Annotated in this window: 17 protein-coding genes; 3 read left to right on the top strand and 14 right to left on the bottom strand. The window is 38.6% G+C overall.

What is annotated here, in order from left to right; translation table 11 throughout:
- Positions 1-25 precede the first annotated feature (25 nt).
- From M3166_RS04585 to ilvD, 13 genes are all read right to left on the bottom strand, one after another.
- Positions 26-1,153, bottom strand: a complete 1,128-nt coding sequence (locus M3166_RS04585) for a Ger(x)C family spore germination protein (protein ID WP_251687746.1) — start codon at positions 1,151-1,153, stop codon at positions 26-28.
- Positions 1,128-2,243 carry a GerAB/ArcD/ProY family transporter gene (locus M3166_RS04580; RefSeq protein ID WP_251687744.1) on the bottom strand — a complete coding sequence of 372 codons (1,116 nt, stop codon included), beginning with the start codon at positions 2,241-2,243 and terminating at the stop codon, positions 1,128-1,130. The genes M3166_RS04585 and M3166_RS04580 overlap by 26 nt, the downstream gene beginning before the upstream one ends.
- Positions 2,240-3,583, bottom strand: a complete 1,344-nt coding sequence (locus M3166_RS04575; RefSeq protein ID WP_251687742.1) for a spore germination protein — start codon at positions 3,581-3,583, stop codon at positions 2,240-2,242. The genes M3166_RS04580 and M3166_RS04575 overlap by 4 nt, the downstream gene beginning before the upstream one ends.
- 226 nt (positions 3,584-3,809) lie before the next feature.
- Positions 3,810-3,944 (bottom strand): hypothetical protein, encoded by a 135-nt coding sequence (locus M3166_RS19330; RefSeq protein WP_285848729.1) that lies wholly within the window; start codon positions 3,942-3,944, stop codon positions 3,810-3,812.
- Positions 3,945-4,018: 74 nt separating this feature from the next.
- Positions 4,019-4,585, bottom strand: coding sequence for an ABC transporter substrate-binding protein (locus M3166_RS04570; RefSeq protein ID WP_251687741.1), 567 nt, complete (start codon positions 4,583-4,585; stop codon positions 4,019-4,021).
- Between the two features lie 123 nt (positions 4,586-4,708).
- A complete protein-coding gene (gene leuD / locus M3166_RS04565) occupies positions 4,709-5,299 on the bottom strand; it encodes a 3-isopropylmalate dehydratase small subunit (RefSeq protein WP_251687739.1) in 591 nt (196 codons plus the stop codon).
- Positions 5,300-5,311: 12 nt separating this feature from the next.
- Positions 5,312-6,721 (bottom strand): 3-isopropylmalate dehydratase large subunit, encoded by a 1,410-nt coding sequence (gene leuC, locus M3166_RS04560; protein WP_251687737.1) that lies wholly within the window; start codon positions 6,719-6,721, stop codon positions 5,312-5,314.
- Positions 6,722-6,793: 72 nt separating this feature from the next.
- Positions 6,794-7,894, bottom strand: coding sequence for a 3-isopropylmalate dehydrogenase (leuB, locus tag M3166_RS04555; RefSeq protein WP_251687735.1), 1,101 nt, complete (start codon positions 7,892-7,894; stop codon positions 6,794-6,796).
- 126 nt (positions 7,895-8,020) lie between these two features.
- Positions 8,021-9,565: a 2-isopropylmalate synthase gene (locus M3166_RS04550; RefSeq protein WP_251687733.1), complete on the bottom strand. Its 1,545-nt coding sequence runs from the start codon at positions 9,563-9,565 to the stop codon at positions 8,021-8,023.
- 1 nt (position 9,566) lies between these two features.
- Positions 9,567-10,580 (bottom strand): ketol-acid reductoisomerase, encoded by a 1,014-nt coding sequence (ilvC, locus tag M3166_RS04545; protein ID WP_079526917.1) that lies wholly within the window; start codon positions 10,578-10,580, stop codon positions 9,567-9,569.
- Between the two features lie 228 nt (positions 10,581-10,808).
- On the bottom strand, positions 10,809-11,324 hold the full coding sequence (gene ilvN, locus M3166_RS04540) for an acetolactate synthase small subunit (RefSeq protein ID WP_008403681.1): 516 nt from the start codon (positions 11,322-11,324) through the stop codon (positions 10,809-10,811).
- Entirely contained in the window at positions 11,321-13,066 is a 1,746-nt protein-coding gene (gene ilvB / locus M3166_RS04535) for a biosynthetic-type acetolactate synthase large subunit (protein WP_251687731.1), read from the bottom strand. Before ilvB ends, ilvN begins: the two co-directional genes overlap by 4 nt.
- Positions 13,067-13,513: 447 nt before the next feature.
- Positions 13,514-15,184 (bottom strand): dihydroxy-acid dehydratase, encoded by a 1,671-nt coding sequence (ilvD, locus tag M3166_RS04530; protein WP_251687729.1) that lies wholly within the window; start codon positions 15,182-15,184, stop codon positions 13,514-13,516.
- A 674-nt stretch (positions 15,185-15,858) separates the two neighbouring features.
- On the opposite strand from ilvD, the gene M3166_RS04525 reads away from it, so the two are divergent.
- Together M3166_RS04525 and M3166_RS04520 are read left to right on the top strand one after the other, a co-directional pair.
- On the top strand, positions 15,859-16,401 hold the full coding sequence (locus tag M3166_RS04525) for a cysteine hydrolase family protein (protein WP_251687728.1): 543 nt from the start codon (positions 15,859-15,861) through the stop codon (positions 16,399-16,401).
- Between the two features lie 171 nt (positions 16,402-16,572).
- On the top strand, positions 16,573-16,830 hold the full coding sequence (locus M3166_RS04520; RefSeq protein WP_251687726.1) for a GlsB/YeaQ/YmgE family stress response membrane protein: 258 nt from the start codon (positions 16,573-16,575) through the stop codon (positions 16,828-16,830).
- A 52-nt stretch (positions 16,831-16,882) separates the two neighbouring features.
- Here M3166_RS04520 and M3166_RS04515 read toward each other — a convergent pair whose 3' ends face one another.
- Positions 16,883-17,566, bottom strand: a complete 684-nt coding sequence (locus tag M3166_RS04515; RefSeq protein WP_251687724.1) for a lytic transglycosylase domain-containing protein — start codon at positions 17,564-17,566, stop codon at positions 16,883-16,885.
- A gap of 141 nt (positions 17,567-17,707) precedes the next feature.
- Here M3166_RS04515 and mscL point away from each other — a divergent pair, with 141 nt between their 5' ends.
- Positions 17,708-18,100: a large conductance mechanosensitive channel protein MscL gene (mscL, locus tag M3166_RS04510; RefSeq protein WP_251687721.1), complete on the top strand. Its 393-nt coding sequence runs from the start codon at positions 17,708-17,710 to the stop codon at positions 18,098-18,100.
- Positions 18,101-18,214 lie beyond the last annotated feature (114 nt).

The raw sequence follows: 18,214 nt of genomic DNA, 5'->3' as shown, positions 1-18,214 counted from the left end.
TGAAGTCTTTTTTTATACCTATTGCTTATTGGATTGATCCGGTACTTTTTATTCCTGGCTTAACAGTTAAGTTGACTTTAGCTTTTTTATAGGCTTCCATCCATTCTTCATCGGTCATGCGCCGATTATGCAAAACCTTTGCTTTGTAATCGATGCCGAAACCTAAAGGATCGTAGCCATTTTTTTTCATCTTCGTTATAAATGCCGTAAATTTCTCTTCCGATTCCTTCTTCAATTCCTCATTATACCGTGGAAGATCTTTATTTATCATTGGTTTATGAGATTCTGCTATCGAGCCGTATAAACTAATATTAATAGCAAGTTGGATTTCAGACGGATTTTTAATATCTACATGATATTTCGATTTGACCGTATCGATATTGGCAATGAAATGATCTCCGTCCTCTTTAATAAGTAAATTCGCGTGTTTTACACTTCTTGAAAGCATATTATAAATCGATGTATCTAAAGAATCCAATTCTAATGGCTCTTTATTCAATGCAAGCAATAGGGATTTGTTAACTTCGAAATGCTGATCTTCCTGATTTATTTCAATGATCGGCAGAACACTATCGATTCCACTTTCTTTTATATTTCTTCTGAATTCAAATAAGTGTGTCGTCACAATATAAGGTGTTGTCGTACCATTACTGTCAAAGTAGTTAAACAATTCCGGATAGGCCGCCGATTCCCCCTGCGGAATCATTTTAATAATTTCTTCTGCATTAGGACGCCCGACTGCTATCCAGGAAATCATCTGTATATCAGGTCTGCGCAGTAAAAAGTCCAAAATCTCCTTATTTTTATTATCTTTTACTAATTCCTCACCGAGAATAATTAGCTTTGAATGACCAAATTCAAGCTCCTTATCTGAATAGGATTCCATCATACGAATTGCTTCTGAAAGAGTTTCTCCATTTTCCGATAAATAGGAATACTGAGGTTCTGTTGCCTCATTAAAAGATCCGGTCGGTTCATATAACTTCAATGTAACTTTGTACGGTTTCTCCTCATCATCAGAAACATCCAATGCGATCATTGCAACAAATACACTTTTATCAATGTCTTTAAATGCGCAGCCCGATAATAGAACACTTCCTAGTACAACAAACAACAGAATCGTTCCTTTAATTTTCCGGGGAAGACTCTTCATTTTTCATCCTCCTGTTAATGTAAGTAAACAATAGGATCATGCCTGGAAAAATAAAAACCAAAACATCATAAAAATAACTCGAATACTGAAAAAGCTGGTATTCAGTTAATACGGTTACAAAGTATAAAGAGATGGCAACAAAAATAGGAAGCGGCAAAAAAATCCCGATAACTTTATCTTTGTATTTAATTTTTTCCAGCTTAAATATAAATTTCAAAAACTCTACTGCCGCATGCCAGTGAATAAGTATGCTTAAAAAAGCAATCCCTAAATAAAACAGTAAAAACATGAATAACACACGTTCAATAATAAAATAATCCATCCTGATCGAATCAGTCGTCGATATCCACGGATAGACTAAATCATTAATTCCTTCAAATCCATTAAAGCCTATCGGTATGAAATACGTTGTAAATAAAGTCCCGACCGATATTAAAACGATAAACATAATCTGTCTAAAGCCAAACTTCTGTTTATCCGTAAAAAATCGATTGAATATAAATAGATTGGCAGCACCCAAAAATAAAAAAAAGCAAGCAGAAAATGAATGCCAGTTTGGTAATTGATTAATATATAAAGCCGCTTCCCTAACAAAATCCCAATTCAAGCTTTTGCTGCTGTATGCTTTAAAAAATATGAAAAGTATTAAAGGACTTGTTATAATCATAATCATCTCAACGGTGTACATTATACGGTCTGTTTTTAAGATACTGCCAAAAATTACCGATAATATAAGCGTCAGGCAAATTAGAATAATCGGCATTTCGGGACTTAAATAGCGAATTAGTAAGAATGTAAATGTTATTAGTGTAATAAGCCCGGCTACAAACCATAATACAGCAAGCAGAAAAACGAAAGGCAGGTAAAACCATTTGGAAGTAGTCTTTTCCAGCAGTTCAGGTAAAGTTTTACCTGGATACTTTAGAAAAAACTTTGTATATAGAGTGACAAGAAGTACCCCTGCAGCTATCGATAGGAGCATGGAAATGATAGCACCATCATTATGATAATGGAGAAGTATAGCTGGTACAGACGCAATAATGTTCGCAACCATATTAATGCTAATTAAATAGTAATAAAACCTGCTCATATTTTCTCCCCTGCCTTCGTTTTACTTGTCTTCTTTTCGTTAAATTTCAGATACGGTTCACCAAAGCTGTCGATACTCACTAAATACATAATCATCGCGTAAAGCGCTAACGTTAGTCCCGCCAAGCCGAGTAATGTTGCGGCAAGGATGAAAAAGAAGCGAATTACGCGTATGGTAAATGCCATTTCATTGATCGGAATAACAAAAGTTGATATTGCTACCGCCGACACAATAATAACCATAATATCCGATGCAAGTGATGCTTCTGTTACAGCCGTCCCTAAAATTAAACCCCCAACGGTAGTAGCCGTTGCACTGATAGTTTTCGGCAGCCGAATACTCGCTTCCAGCAGCATTTCCATAAAAAACAGCATGAACAATACTTCTACAAATGAAGAAAACGGAACCCCAATACGGCTTCCTGCAATTGTCAGAGCAAGTTCGGTTCGGAAAACTTCCGGTGCAAATGAAGTAATACCGATATATAAGCCCGGTAAAAGGAGACTAATAAATAGCCCGGTATAACGAAGGAATTTAAGGAAAAACGATATATAAAACGAATGGTAATTATCCTCCATCGATGTCATGAAATCGAAGAAATATACAGGGGCAATCAATGCTTGCGGGTTACCGTCCACTAATAATATTACTTTGCCTCCAGCCAAGTTATAGACAATCCTGTCCGGCCGCTCTGTCATAATTAATTGTGGAAATAACGAATACTTTTTATTGTTGATATAGTTACTTAGCTGAACTGTTGATGTAATGACCTGCTTATCTACTTGCTGCAGTTTTTCCGTGATAATGTTTAGGGCATTTTTATTTACTTTTTCTTTGTCATAAATGATAGCCAGTTTATGATTGTTTACTTCTCCAATCGTGGAATATTCAACATACAATGTCGGCTGATGGTAATCGGATCGAATAATATTAATATTGGTCGCAATATTGTCGCTAAGTGCCAGCTGTGAACCATGAATTGTTGTTTCAACTGATGCTGTATTCGTCTGATCATTGAAAGAAAATTTCAGGTCCAGCAAATAAAACTTATTCTGTATGAAAAGGACCACATTGCCGTTAAGCACTTCAGTTTTCAGCTGCTCCTGCGACTTACTGTCCTGAAATTGGGGCAAGGCTTTTAAATATCGAATGTATTTCGTTTCTGATTGCATTTCAAAATAAGGTTTGATCACAATTTGTTGAAGCAATCCCACATCGATAAGCGGCTTTATGTAAAATAGCTCGGCTTTCTTGTCTTCATCTTCCAGCGTCTTCATCGTTAATTCATTTGTATCTTTGAATTGTTCATTAATCCACTTAATGTTCTCTTCCGAAGACATAGTATTTCTCCAATCTCAGCTAAACTTTTTTATAGAATGTCCAATATGAGAAATAATATTCAGGAAAGGTTAAATTTGGTTAAGGTACAACTAAAAGAGGTTCATACATAACCCAAAAAAGCTATTCTTCTCTGAGAGAAAAATAGCCTTTTTTTCTGAGCATTAAAATTAATTTCCATTCCGGGACGCTTTCTGCGGGTGTGGCCTTACACGAACGTCTCAGGCGTCAGTGCTCCTGACGCTTCGCTTTCGTCGCAAAATAAATTTCGCTATTCCCGCTGGAAGCTTTGCTTGTAGCGAAAGGCGTAGCCGTTAGCTGGTATTTTAACAGTGCGAAAGGTGATACCGTCAGCACGAACACTCGCCCTCCATTCCAATCAATTTTAAATTCTATCCACAGTATTTCTATTTCTACTGTTTCAACCTCTTGCCAATTTATTGTTTACTTGCTTTTAATAAGCAGTATGCATCCATATTAATTGTTTTAACTGGGCTGATATCTTCCATGATTTCCACTACATCTTTTAGCAATGGTGTTAAATTTTCTTCGATAAATTCTTTTTTCACCGCATCTGTTACTTCGATTTCCAAGTTATCCATTCGGATTAGCAGTTCATCGCACATAATATGCAATACTTCTTCTTCACGGTAAGTTGGCGTATCGTTCAAAATAAGCTTTGCTCGCAAATCCAAATATTTATACCAGTAATCCCTTAAGTCCAGCTGTTGCTTATTTTTATATTGCTGACGCTTAAAACTATTCGGATCCGTATTATTCGTCAAAGTAAGCAGTCTTTCCATTTTATATTCAATAGTTGACTGATTTTCGTTAATTTTCAGTTGATCGGCTTCTGAAATTCTTTGTTTCTTTTTCTCTTTAGAAAATTTTATAATTTTTTTAACCGCATAATACAATACAACTGCTCCAACGATAAACATCCAGTAGCTAATAATAAATCCAATGATAAATATTATGCCTATCCAAATCCATACATTTTTCATTGATACACTCCCGATACTTAAACAATTTGAAGAAAATTATAGCATCGGAAAATTGCCACAACAACCGGTAAAATAAGACAAAACCTCTTGCTAAGGGTGAACCCAAAGTAAGAGGCTTGTAGATTAGTATGCTACTCGGTTTTTCTCGTATGCTGCAATTTGCTCTTCATACTGGAATGTAAGAGAAATTTCATCCCATCCATTTAATAACATTTGTTTATAATATGGATCGATTTCAAATGAATACGTTTTGCCGTAACCTGTAGTAACTGATTGCTGTTCTAAATTAACTTCAATTGCCTGTGCTTCTGCTAAACCTTTTTCTAAAATTTCATCACATTCGTTTTCCGTTAATTTAATCGGTAAAATACCGTTTTTGAAGCAGTTATTATGGAAGATATCCGCAAAACTTGGTGCGATGACAACTCGGAATCCATAATCAAGGATTGCCCACGGTGCGTGTTCACGTGACGAACCACAGCCAAAGTTATCTTGTGCAACTAAAATTTCTGCGTTTTTATATTCTGGTTTATTTAACACGAAATCCTCGATTGGATTACCGTTTTCATCAAAACGCCAGTGATAAAATACGAATTGCCCGAATCCTGTGCGTTCAATGCGTTTTAAAAATTCTTTTGAAATGATCTGGTCGGTATCGACGTTTTTACGATCTAGTGGTGCATAAATACTATTTACTATATTAATCGGTTTCATGCTGATCTCTCCTTATGCTTCCTGCTTTTGTAGCTTACGAACATCGACAAAACGTCCGTGAATTGCAGCAGCTGCTGCCATCGCCGGTGATACAAGATGTGTTCGGGCACCTGCACCTTGACGTCCTTCAAAGTTACGGTTAGATGTAGAAGCACAACGCTCACCCGCTGGAATAACATCTTCATTCATCCCTAAGCAAGCAGAACAGCCTGATTCGCGCCATTCAAAGCCGGCATCAAGGAAAATTTGATGTAGACCTTCTTCTTCTGCCTGGCGTTTTGTTGACCAAGAACCAGGAACTACAATTCCTTTCACACCCGGTGCAAGCTTTTCGCCTTTAACAATTTCAGCGGCTGCACGTAAGTCATTAATACGGGAGTTCGTACAAGATCCGATAAATACATGTTGGATTTCAATATCCGTAATTTTTTGGCCTTCTTGTAAATCCATATATTTCAGTGCTTTGTTTAATGCAGATCTATCAGTTTCATTGTCATAATCAGCAGCAGTAGGAACTGTTTTCGAAACGCCGACACCCATCGCTGGATTTGTACCCCATGTTACAATCGGTTCAATATCCTGAGCATCAATTTCAAGGACAACATCATATGTTGCATCCGCATCAGAAGCAAGACTTAACCAGTATTTTGCCGCTTCCTCAAATTTTTCACCTTGAGGAACATGACGGCGACCGCGTAAAAATTCAACTGTCGTTTTATCCGGTGAAATCAGGCCTGCTTTTGCTCCAGCTTCAATTGACATATTACAGATTGTCATACGCTCTTCCATAGAAAGCTTGCGGATTGCTTCACCTGTATACTCTACGATATGTCCTGTACCGACACCGATTCCCCATTTTGCAATGATGGCTAAAATGATGTCTTTTGCTGTTACCCCAATACCAAGTTCACCGCTAACACGGATTTCCATTGTCGGCGGTTTTAATTGCCATAATGTTTGTGTCGAAAGTACATGCTCTACTTCCGATGTACCGATCCCGAATGCGATTGCACCGAATGCACCGTGAGTTGCTGTATGTGAATCACCGCAAACAATTGTTTTACCAGGCTGTGTAAGACCTAATTCCGGTCCAATTACGTGAACAATCCCTTGATCCGGATGACCGATATCCGCTAGTTCGATACCGAATTCTTTTGCATTTTCAGCAAGTGTCATAATTTGTTTTTTTGCGATTGGATCGTTAATCGTCGGCAGGTTTTTTGTAGGCACGTTATGATCCATTGTTGCGAACGATAGATCTGTACGACGCACTTTCCGTCCTGCCAGGCGTAGTCCTTCGAATGCTTGAGGACTTGTAACTTCATGAATTAAATGCAGGTCGATATAAAGTAAGTCCGGTTTTCCTTCTTCACGATGTACGACATGCTGTTCCCACACTTTTTCAATAATATTTTTCCCCATAGTTCTCACCGTTCCTTAACCATATATAGTGTTGATATCCAAAACCATCAACAATTTTCTTTCGATTTGAAATTAATTATATGAAATCATAATGCTGTCTGATACGAAGCTTGCATCGATTTCGTTTAGTACTTTTTCTGTCCATTCTTCTGTTGACAATGTACGTGTATGTTCCTGAGCTAAATCGGCTGTGTAGTAGCCATCTTCGAATACGGCTGCAACAGCACGTTCGATTTCTGCAGCTTCTTCTTTTAAGCCGAATGAATATTGAAGCATCATTGCTACTGAAAGAATGGTTGCTGCCGGATTCGCAACACCTTGGCCTGCGATTTCAGGAGCTGAACCATGTACAGGCTCATAAAGCCCAAAATTATCGCCGCGAATTGATGCAGAAGGTAATACACCAAGTGAACCCGTAATAACAGAAGCTTCATCACTTAAAATGTCGCCGAATAAGTTTTCTGTAACGATGACATCATATTGACCAGGGTTAGTAATCAGTTTCATAGCCACTGAGTCAACTAAGTTGTGTTCTGTTTCTACATCTGGGTACTGCTTTTTCTTTTCTTCTACAATTTCACGCCATAAACGGGATGTATCCAGTACATTTGCTTTATCTACCGAGCAAAGTTTTCCTCGGCGTAAACGTGCTAATTCGAATGCATTTTCGACAATACGTTCGATCTCTTCACGGGAATACACACATGTATCAATAGCACCTGCATCTGTTTTTTTACGTGGCTCCCCGAAGTATAGCCCTCCTGTTAATTCACGGACGATCATTAAGTCTACATTTTCCGCAACTTCACGCTTTAATGGAGAAGATGCAAGTAAACTTGGGAATGCTTTCACAGGACGTAAATTCGCAAATAAATCAAAGTGCTTGCGGATTTTTAGTAAACCTTTTTCCGGACGCAATGCTGGCGGGTTGTTATCCCATTTCGGACCACCTACTGCACCTAATAAAATGGCATCACTTGCTTCACACATCGCAATTGTCTCTTCCGGTAATGGATTATTGTACTGATCAATTGCAGCTCCGCCGATTGCCGCATAGTTTAAATGAAATGTATGGTTAAAACGTTTCCCGATTACTTGTAATACTTTTACTGCACTTGCAACAACCTCTGGACCAATGCCGTCACCTGGTAGTACTGTAATTTTCTTTTCCATTTGTAAAACACCTTTCTTTCTACGTGAAGTAACTTGATGTAGAAGCGCCACCGATTAAGATGGCGCTATTGTTAATATAAAGAGCTTAAAGTTGTATTCCTTTACGGGAACAACCTTATTATTCTGTTAAACTGTAATTGCCTGTTTATCGCGTATTTGCTGTTGAATCAATTGTCTGTTTACTGCATTTAAATACGCTTTTGCGCTTGCTTCCAGCACATCTTGTGCTGAGTCACGTCCTGTTGATGTATAGTCGTTATATTTTAAATTAATGACCGCTTCTCCAAGTGCATCGCGTCCTTTACCGACTGATTGTACTCGGTAGTCCAAAATATTGACTTTACCTCCAACAAGCTGTTCAAGTGTATTAAAAATGGCTTCGACTGAACCTGACCCTGTTGATGCGATTGTTTTTAACTCACCTTCAGGAGTCATAACTGATGCAGTAGCTGTTGGAATATTTTCTGTACCATATTGAACTTGAACGGATTTAAGTTCAAATAACGGAACATCTTCTATTGAAACTTGCTGCTCAGTTAAAATCGTTGTTAAATCTTCTTCTGTCACTTCTTTTTTGCGGTCCGCTAATTTTTTGAACTCAGCGAAAGCTTTGTTCAGTTTTTCATCAGACAGCTGGAAGCCCATTGTTTCAGCACGGTCACGGAATGCTGCGCGGCCTGAATGTTTTCCTAAAACTAATGGGATATCGTCTTCACCGATCAGTGCCGGTGAAATGATTTCGTATGTCTCAGGATTTTTAAGTACACCATCCTGGTGAATACCCGATTCATGTGCGAATGCATTTTTACCGACAACCGCTTTGTTCGGTTGAATGACTACATTTGTTAAACGGCTAACCATCTGTGATGTACGTTTAATTTCTTTTAAGTTCAAGCCAGTTTCAACACCGTAGAAGTCATTACGAATATGTAGAGCAACACCGATTTCTTCCAATGCGGCATTTCCTGCACGTTCACCTAGACCGTTAATCGTACATTCTACTTGGTCTGCACCATTTTCGATGGCTGCCAATGAATTTGCAACTGCCATTCCTAAATCGTCATGACAATGGGCAGAGAATTTAATTTTTTCTGCACCGATTACGTTTTCACGTAAATAACGGAATAAAGCGCCGTATTCTTCCGGTGATGCGTAACCAACTGTATCTGGAATATTAATCGTTGTTGCACCAGCTTTAATAACTTCCTGGCAAATACGAACTAAAAATTCTTTGTCTGAACGGAAACCATCTTCTGCAGAAAATTCTACAAGCGAGAATTTTTCTTTTGCATACTTTACCGCAGTAACAGCTTGCTCAATTACTTCATCTGGGTTTTTCTTAAGCTTATATTCCATATGAATCGGACTTGTTGCGATAAATGTATGAACATGTGGCTGCTCAGCATGGCGAATTGCTTCCCAAACTGCATCGATATCGCTTTTCACAGCACGTGCTAAACCTGTGACGATTGAATTCTTCACTGTTTTTGCGATTAACGATACCGCCTCCAAGTCACCTGGAGATGAGGCAGGGAATCCCGCCTCAATGATTGTGACACCTAAACGCTCTAGTTGTTTTGCGATTTCTACTTTCTCTGCTGTATTTAAATTAATACCAGCCGATTGTTCTCCGTCGCGCAATGTTGTATCAAAAATGTCAATTTTTCTCATATTATTTCACTGTTACCTTTTGTTTTCCTTGGTTGATGAATGGCATCATAGCACGTAATTTTTCGCCAACTTCTTCGATTTGGTGGTTTGCGCCAGCTTCTTTGAATTTTGTATATTCAGGACGACCATTTTCGTTTTCAGCGATCCAGCGTTTCGCAAATGTACCATCTTGGATATCAGTTAATACGTCTTTCATACGAGCTTTAACTGATGCGTCGATAATACGTGGGCCTGAAACATAATCGCCCCACTCTGCTGTATCAGAAATTGAGTAGCGCATTGTTGCCATACCACCTTCGAACATTAAGTCAACGATTAATTTAAGTTCATGTAATGTTTCAAAGTAAGCTAATTCTGGTTGGTAACCTGCTTCAACTAATGTTTCGAAACCTGCTTTAACAAGTTCAGTTGTACCACCGCAAAGTACTGCTTGCTCACCGAATAGGTCAGTAACTGTTTCTTCAGCAAATGTAGTTTCAAGTAATCCGCCACGTGCTGAACCGATTCCTTTACCGTATGCAAGAGCTAAATCACGAGCTTGACCTGTCGCATCTTGGTGGATTGCGAATAATCCTGGTACGCCAGCGCCTTCAGTGAATTGACGACGCACTAAGTGACCTGGGCCTTTTGGAGCTACTAGGAATACGTCTACATCTGCTGGTGGTTGAATTTGACCGAAGTGTACGTTGAAACCGTGTGCGAACATTAATGCTTTACCTGGTGTTAAATGTGGTGCGATTTCAGCTTCGTATACTGCTTTTTGACGCTCATCCGGAAGTAGGATTTGGATTACATCTGCTTCTGCTGCTGCTTCTGCTACTGATTTAACTTCTACGCCATCTTCTTTTGCAGCGTCATATGATTTACCTGGACGGATACCTACTACTACATCAAAACCTGATTCTTTTAAGTTAAGCGCATGAGCATGGCCTTGTGAACCATAACCGATGATCGCGATTTTTTTCCCTTGTAATACTTGCTCGTTAATTTCGTTTTCATAATACATTTTTGACATTTTCATTTCCTCCAATTAATTGAATGTTTTTTTATTTTGTAATTCGGGCTTCAGATGACATCCTCCACCCTGTTTAAAACCAATTGAGTAATGTTGTATTCCGTTGCGGTGGACGCTTTCCAGGGGCACGGCTCGAGCCTAAAGTCTCTCCCTCGTGCTTATCCCCTAGGAGTCGCCACCTCCACTACATACAACGTATCCATCTTTGACATAAAATTGGCCGTTTGCTTATTTTAAAATCGATAATTGCGGGCTTTCGATTTTTTGTGCTTCACGGATAGCTGCTGTTGCACCTGTACGTGTTAACTCTTTAATGCCATATGGACGAAGTAACTCGATAAATGCATCGATCTTTTCCGGGTGACCAACTACTTCATATGTCACGACATTTTTTGATGTATCGACAACTTGCGGACGGAATGGCTCAACGATTGCATTCATTTCCAGGCGCAAGTTTGGCGGTGAAACTACTTTAATAAGCGCCAGCTCACGAAGAACGATTGCTTTTTCAGTAATATCATTTACTTTTAATACATCAATTTGTTTCGAAAGCTGTTTGATTAATTGTTCGATTTTATTTTCATCTTCAACATGGACGATGAACGTCATTTTCGAAAAATTAGGCTGCTCCGTATGACCTACTGTAATCGATTCAATATTGAACTGACGTTTCATTAATAAGCCAGTCACTCGGTTCAATACGCCGCTTTGGTTAATTACTGTTACTGTCAGCACTCGCTTCATGGCTTCATCACTCCAATCATTTCATGTAACCCTTTACCAGGCGCAACCATCGGGAATACGCTCACAAGTTGCTTCACTCGGCAATCAATAACAACCGGTTCGTCTGAATTGATCGCTTCGTCAAAGATCGCTTCCGCTTCAGAGATATTGTCAATGCGGTAGCCTTTAATGCCATATGCATCGGCAAGTTTTACGAAGTCCGGCTGGATAGGCATTAAGCTTTGTGAATAACGCTCATCATAGAAAGTTTCCTGCCATTGACGTACCATTCCTAAACAGCTGTTGTTAAGGATTACTACTTTTACTGGCAAGTTAAATTCTTTGAGTAATGCAAGCTCTTGATTTGTCATTTGGAAGCCTGCATCACCTACAATCGAAATAACTTTCTTCTCAGGTTTCGCAAACTGTGCACCGATCGCTGCCGGGAAACCGAAGCCCATCGTTCCTAAGCCGCCTGATGTTACCCAGTTATGCGGATTATTTAAATGATAGTATTGGGCTGCCCACATTTGATGCTGTCCAACATCCGTTGTGATAATCGCTTCTCCGTCCGTCAATTTATGAAGGATCTCAATTGCTTGCTGCGGTAATACTTCTTCTCCTGCATCTTCATACCAAAGCGGATATTTATCACGGCTATCATTTAAGTAATGGATCCATTCTGTCGTATCCGGTCCTTGGAAGTCTTTTTTCAACAGTGCAAATAGTGCTTCTTTTGCATCCGCAACAATCGGAATATCAGTTGGTACATTTTTTCCGATTTCTGCCGGATCGATATCGATATGGATGATCGTAGCGTTCGGTGCGAATGTTGCTAAATTTCCTGTTAATCGGTCATCAAAACGTGCACCGATATTAATTAATAAGTCGCATTTTGTAATCGCGTCATTTGCCGTTGCATATCCGTGCATCCCAGCCATTCCATAGAATTGTTTGTGCTGTCCGTGAATGCTGCCTAAACCAAGCAATGTATTAATAACCGGTAAATTATATTTTTCAATAAATTCTGTCAATTGTTCACGTGCATCTGCGAATAATACACCGGCACCTGCTAGCACTAAAGGTTTTTTAGCTAAACTTAATGCTTGAATTGCCTTTTGGATTTGAAGATAATTCGGTTTTGTTGTCGGTTGATAACCCGGTAAATAAATATCTTCCGGAGCTTTAATTTCATCCAGGAACACTGTTTGTGAGATATTTTTCGGGAAGTCAATGACAACCGGTCCTTTACGTCCTGTGTTGGCAATATGGAATGCCTCTTTTACTATACGAGGGATATCCGCTACGTCCTGCACCTGATAGTTATGTTTTGTGATCGGTGTTGTAATTCCCATAATGTCCGCTTCCTGGAAAGCATCTGTACCGATTACGGATGTCGCAACCTGCCCTGTAAAAATAACTAACGGAATCGAGTCAATCATCGCATCGGCAATACCTGTAACGAGGTTTGTCGCTCCCGGTCCTGATGTTGCAATTACTACACCTGGTTTATTCATAACACGTGCATATCCTTCTGCCGCATGAATCGCACCTTGTTCGTGGCGTGTCAGAATGTGACGAATCGGGTTACGGTAAAGAGCATCGTAAATTTGCAAAACTGCCCCACCCGGATAACCGAAAATAATATCAACATCTTGTTCATGCAGTGCCTGCACTAAAATATCCGCACCGTCTCTCGGTTTTGTTACTTGTTGTTCTTCGGGCTTTTCGATTTCTTGATTTACTGAAACGTTTGCACTCATAGTAATTTCTCCTTCCTTTTTCAAAACTTTATATATGAAGTCATTTTTTAAAATTTGATAAAAAGAAAAAGCCTTGTTCTCCGCACGCAAAAGAAAACCTCTTACGTAGGGATGAAAAAGACTTTTCATGGTACCACCCTCATTTATAACATCGATGAACATGTGCTTCTATAAGAAACAGTGTCCACCTAGTTACCTCGCGAACCGCCTGAGCCTCTTTATTTCAAAATTCCCATTAGGAAATTTGTGCAACTAAACAAAGAGCACGGTTCATTAATAACGAGCAATTCGAATATGCCCGGAGCTATCTAATAGCGAATGCGTTTAACAGCTCACTCCGAGGGGATGTCGGATATAGTTGTATCGCCGGCTTCCACCACTACCGGCTCTCTGGTAAATACAAGACTCTATATCCTTTAACCTCATCAACGTTTTAATATATTCAGATTATATTTTCATTACGCCGCCTTGGGAAGCATTTGTTACTAATGCAGAGTAACGTGCCAACCAGCCGCGCTTAATTTTTGGTTCAAATGGTTTTAAGTTTTGACGACGCTCTGCAAGAAGTTCGTCGGAAACTTGTAAATTAATTGTTCTGCTTGGCAAATCAATAATAATTGTATCGCCATTTTCGACTAATGCGATCGGACCGCCTTCAGCCGCTTCCGGAGAAATATGGCCGATTGAAATGCCGCGTGATGCACCTGAGAAACGGCCATCTGTAATGAGTGCGACTTTCGTTCCTAGCCCGCGCCCTTGAATCGCAGAAGTTGGTGCCAGCATTTCCGGCATACCTGGCCCGCCTTTTGGACCTTCATAGCGAATGACAACTACATGTCCTTCACGTACTACGCCGTCATCGATTGCCTGCTGTGCTTCTTCCTGTGATTCGAATACAATCGCTTCGCCTGTAAAGGTTTTAATAGAAGGATCAACCGCACCGACCTTAATTACCGAGCCTTCAGGGGCAATATTTCCGAATAATACGGAAAGTCCGCCTACAGCACTATATGGATTATCTTTTGTGCGAATGACACGATCATTCGTAATTTCATAGTCTTTCACAAGCTCTCGCATTGAAACACCTGCGATTGTTGGTCTGTCAGGGTGAATTGCCCCTGGAATTTTTGTTAATTCATTAATAATCGCCTGAACACCGCCAGCTTTTGCAATGTCATCCATCGAAATGTCCGATGCCGGCATAATTTTTGCAATGTAAGGAACACGTTCTGCTACTTTATTAATATCTTCAATGTTGTAGTCAATTTCTGCTTCATTGGCGATTGCCAGTGTATGAAGCACTGTATTTGTAGAACCGCCCATTGCCATATCAAGAGCAAAAGCATCATCAATCGCTTCTTTTGTAACAATGTCGCGTGGTTTTACATCTTCTTTAATCATGCGTACTAAATGTTTCGCTGCTTCGTAAATCAGTTCTTTACGTTTTTCGCTTGTTGCAACGATTGTACCGTTACCCGGTAATGCTAATCCTAGCATTTCCATTAAACAGTTCATTGAGTTAGCTGTGAACATTCCCGAACAAGATCCGCAAGTTGGACATGCATTGTTCTCGATATCAAGGAGCTCTTCAGCCGTCATCGTACCTGCCTTATGTGCACCGACCCCTTCAAAAACACTCGTTAATGATAATGTTTTACCTGAAGAAGAAGTACCTGCTTCCATTGGTCCTCCTGATACGAATACTGAAGGAACATTTGTACGAACAGCTGCCATTAACATACCTGGTGTAATTTTGTCACAGTTTGGTATGTAGAACACTCCGTCAAACCAGTGTGCGTTAATTACCGTTTCAGCTGAATCGGCAATAATCTCACGTGATGGTAATGAATAGCGCATCCCTATATGACCCATTGCAATTCCGTCATCGACTCCAATCGTATTGAATTCGAATGGAATTCCGCCTGCTTCAATAATGGCCTCTTTTACTACGTCCGCGAATTCTCGCAAATGGACATGGCCTGGAATAATATCAATATAAGAATTACATACACCGATAAATGGCTTTTCTAAATCTCTCGCCTTTACTTTACCTGTAGCGTATAAAAGACTACGGTGTGGAGCTCGGTCCACTCCCATTTTAATCATATCACTTCTCATTTTAAACGCCCCTCAACGTAATGCTTTTACTCTAGCTGTATTTTTATATGTTCGATTTTTCATATAAATTTCGAATATTCGAAATTTTACAATCAGAAAGTATCGAATGTTTTACACCTTGCAAGCTCACATCAAAATGTCGCTTGAGTGATGTGGTGTACTAAATTGTTGTTATCATAGTACGAAATGAACTAGAACGTCAACACTATTTTTTGAATTTTTTATACAATTCAAAAAGTCTGAATTTAATGCAATCGCTTTCATCCTTATTGATGTTGCTTTTTTACTCTTTCGTCACACTTTTTATAAAAATTGAATTTTTAAAATTTTTTGTACATAATTATTGAGTCCGAATCTTTTTCTCCATAAAAAAGAACCTAGCACCTATTCAGGCTAGATTCTATTAAGTATCGTAATCTATTAGAGTAATAATAATTCAATAGCAAAATTCAAAATGATTAAACTGTGGATTCCTACAAAAATTAACCCTTGACGGTCCAGCTTCTTCTTTATTGCCATATCCATATTAATCACCCCATTTATTTGATATCCTAACTATACATCATCAAACATTAAAAATCAAAATATTTAGAATGTTTAATTAATTATTTTACCTACATTTTTTCATTAACCATGGCATAATAACGTTACAACTAATAAGGAGTGAAATACGGATGAAAAAAGCTTTAATTGTAATTGATTACACGTATGATTTTGTAGCGGATGATGGAAAACTAACTTGCGGTAAACCGGGACAGGCAATAGAAAATAATATTAGCACTTTAATAGAACAGTTTATTGAACAAAATGATGTTGTCGTATTCGCTAACGATTTACATGTGGAAAACGATCCATATCATCCAGAATCAAAATTATTTCCGGCCCATAATATTGTAGGAACTAAAGGTCGTGAACTTTATGGTTCAGTAAAAGAGCTATATGAAACATACAAAGATCGCGTCATTTCATTTGATAAAACCCGTTATAGTGCTTTTGCAGGGACGAATTTGGATATTTTACTTCGTGAACGCAATGTGGAGGAAGTTATACTTGTTGGAGTATGTACTGATATTTGCATTTTGCATACCGCAGTGGACAGCTATAATTTAGGCTATAAAATTACGATTCCTGAACATGCCGTTGCGAGTTTTAATGAAATCGGTCATAAATGGGCACTTGGTCATTTTAAATCATGTTTAGGTGCATCAATTATATAAAATTAAATACATTACCTAATTACTATTCAATATAAAGTAATTTCACTTCCAGAATTTCCGGATCTGCTTAAAAACTTCCAGCTAAAAAAATGTTTAACCTTTTGCCTGATAGGAAATAAATAACTAGATGCAATTATTATTCAATAATTTTAAACAAAGGAGTTGGAAAGTATGATGAGTTTCATTTGGTTTTTAATTATCGGAGGTATTTTAGGTTGGTTAGCGGGTGTCATTTTAGGTAAGGATGTACCTGGTGGCATTATCGGTAACATTATTGCAGGTATTGTCGGATCATGGATTGGTAGCATGATTTTAGGTAACTGGGGCTGGAAAGTTTCAGATTTCTATGTATTCCCCGCATTAATCGGTGCCATTGTTTTAATCTTTATCGTAAGCTTTATCATGCGCTCAATGCGTAAAGCGACTTAATTGGAAATCTGCATCTGGAATAATCAAAGTGTGACGTTACGTCACACTTTTTTTATTTGTCCTCTTCAAGAGCAATTTGTTTCAGCTGATTGCCGTAATCCCGGTACATCTTATAGTAGTATAAAATGTCTTCCACATAATCATCACTATGATTATACTGAAAAATCGCTTTTTTCAATTGCCCATCATTTACACCGGCAATGGATAAAAATTTGGCTGCACTGAATACGGCATCTTCTATATCAAATGGATCTGCTATACCGTCGCCATTCGCATCTACCCCATACCCCCCATATTTTTTTATGATCGCTGGATTCGTTTTATCATGATCCGGGATGTCCCCCAGCCCTAAATCTTTGCAGGAAGGATGTTGCCAGCCGACAAATGTACAAGGCATAAACTGAAAGTGTCCTTCTGCGCCAACCGGTGAAATAAGTGTTTTCATTGTGGAAAAACGGGTTTCTACGCGGTGATGTGCTGCCAAAAGCGTCCATGGAACACCGTATTTCTGTTCGGCTGCGACGTAAACAGGGATATATTCGATTGGAATTTCCAAATCAAATTGTTCCTGAATTTGCTGGTACACTGTTTTATCAGTAAATGGCCAACCACGGAGTTGCTGCCAGCTGAAATAAGCGACAATATAAACTATTAAAGTGATGGGGATAAGCAAAATAATTAATACTATTTTAGTTTTTGGAGAGAATAAAGGGTTCTTTTTCTTGCTTTTTGCCATATAAGCCACCAATCTTTAAAACGAAATAATGTTGTTAACTTTCATTCTACTAAAAAAGCAGGTAATTTTCACTGTTGAAAATTAGAATATCAATGTATAAAATTAAACTTTGTTTAAAAAAGATAAAAGGAGTTTTATATTATGTGGAAAGATTTTAAAGAATTTGCGATGAAGGGCAATGTTATCGATTTAGCGGTTGCAGTTGTTATTGGTGCAGCATTCGGTAAAATTGTTACATCATTGGTTGAAAATATTATTATGCCACTTGTCGGTATGCTTACAGGCGGAATTGATCTGACAAACGAATGGAAGTTTGGACCAGGTGAAGCACAAGTTGCGCTAGGCGTATTCGTTCAATCGATTATCGATTTCATTATTATCGCATTTGCTATTTTTATGGCTTTACGATTACTGACGAAACTGAACCGTAAAAAAGAAGCACAAGTTGCCGAAGAACCGGCACCGGAACTGGATGCTAAAGAAGAACTGCTGAAAGAAATCCGTGATTTATTAAAAAACGAGCAATCTAAATAAAAATATCTAATCCTAGTTTACAAATCAAATGTATTCTAGGATTTTTTATATTTTAATTCAATTAATCCCCTATTCTACTTAATACTCGTTTCTCCTATTGTCCCTTTGATCTGT

The sequence above is a fragment of the Solibacillus isronensis genome (assembly GCF_023715405.1).
Lineage (GTDB): Bacteria > Bacillota > Bacilli > Bacillales_A > Planococcaceae > Solibacillus > Solibacillus isronensis_B.
This window is presented reverse-complemented; position numbering and strand designations above follow the sequence as displayed.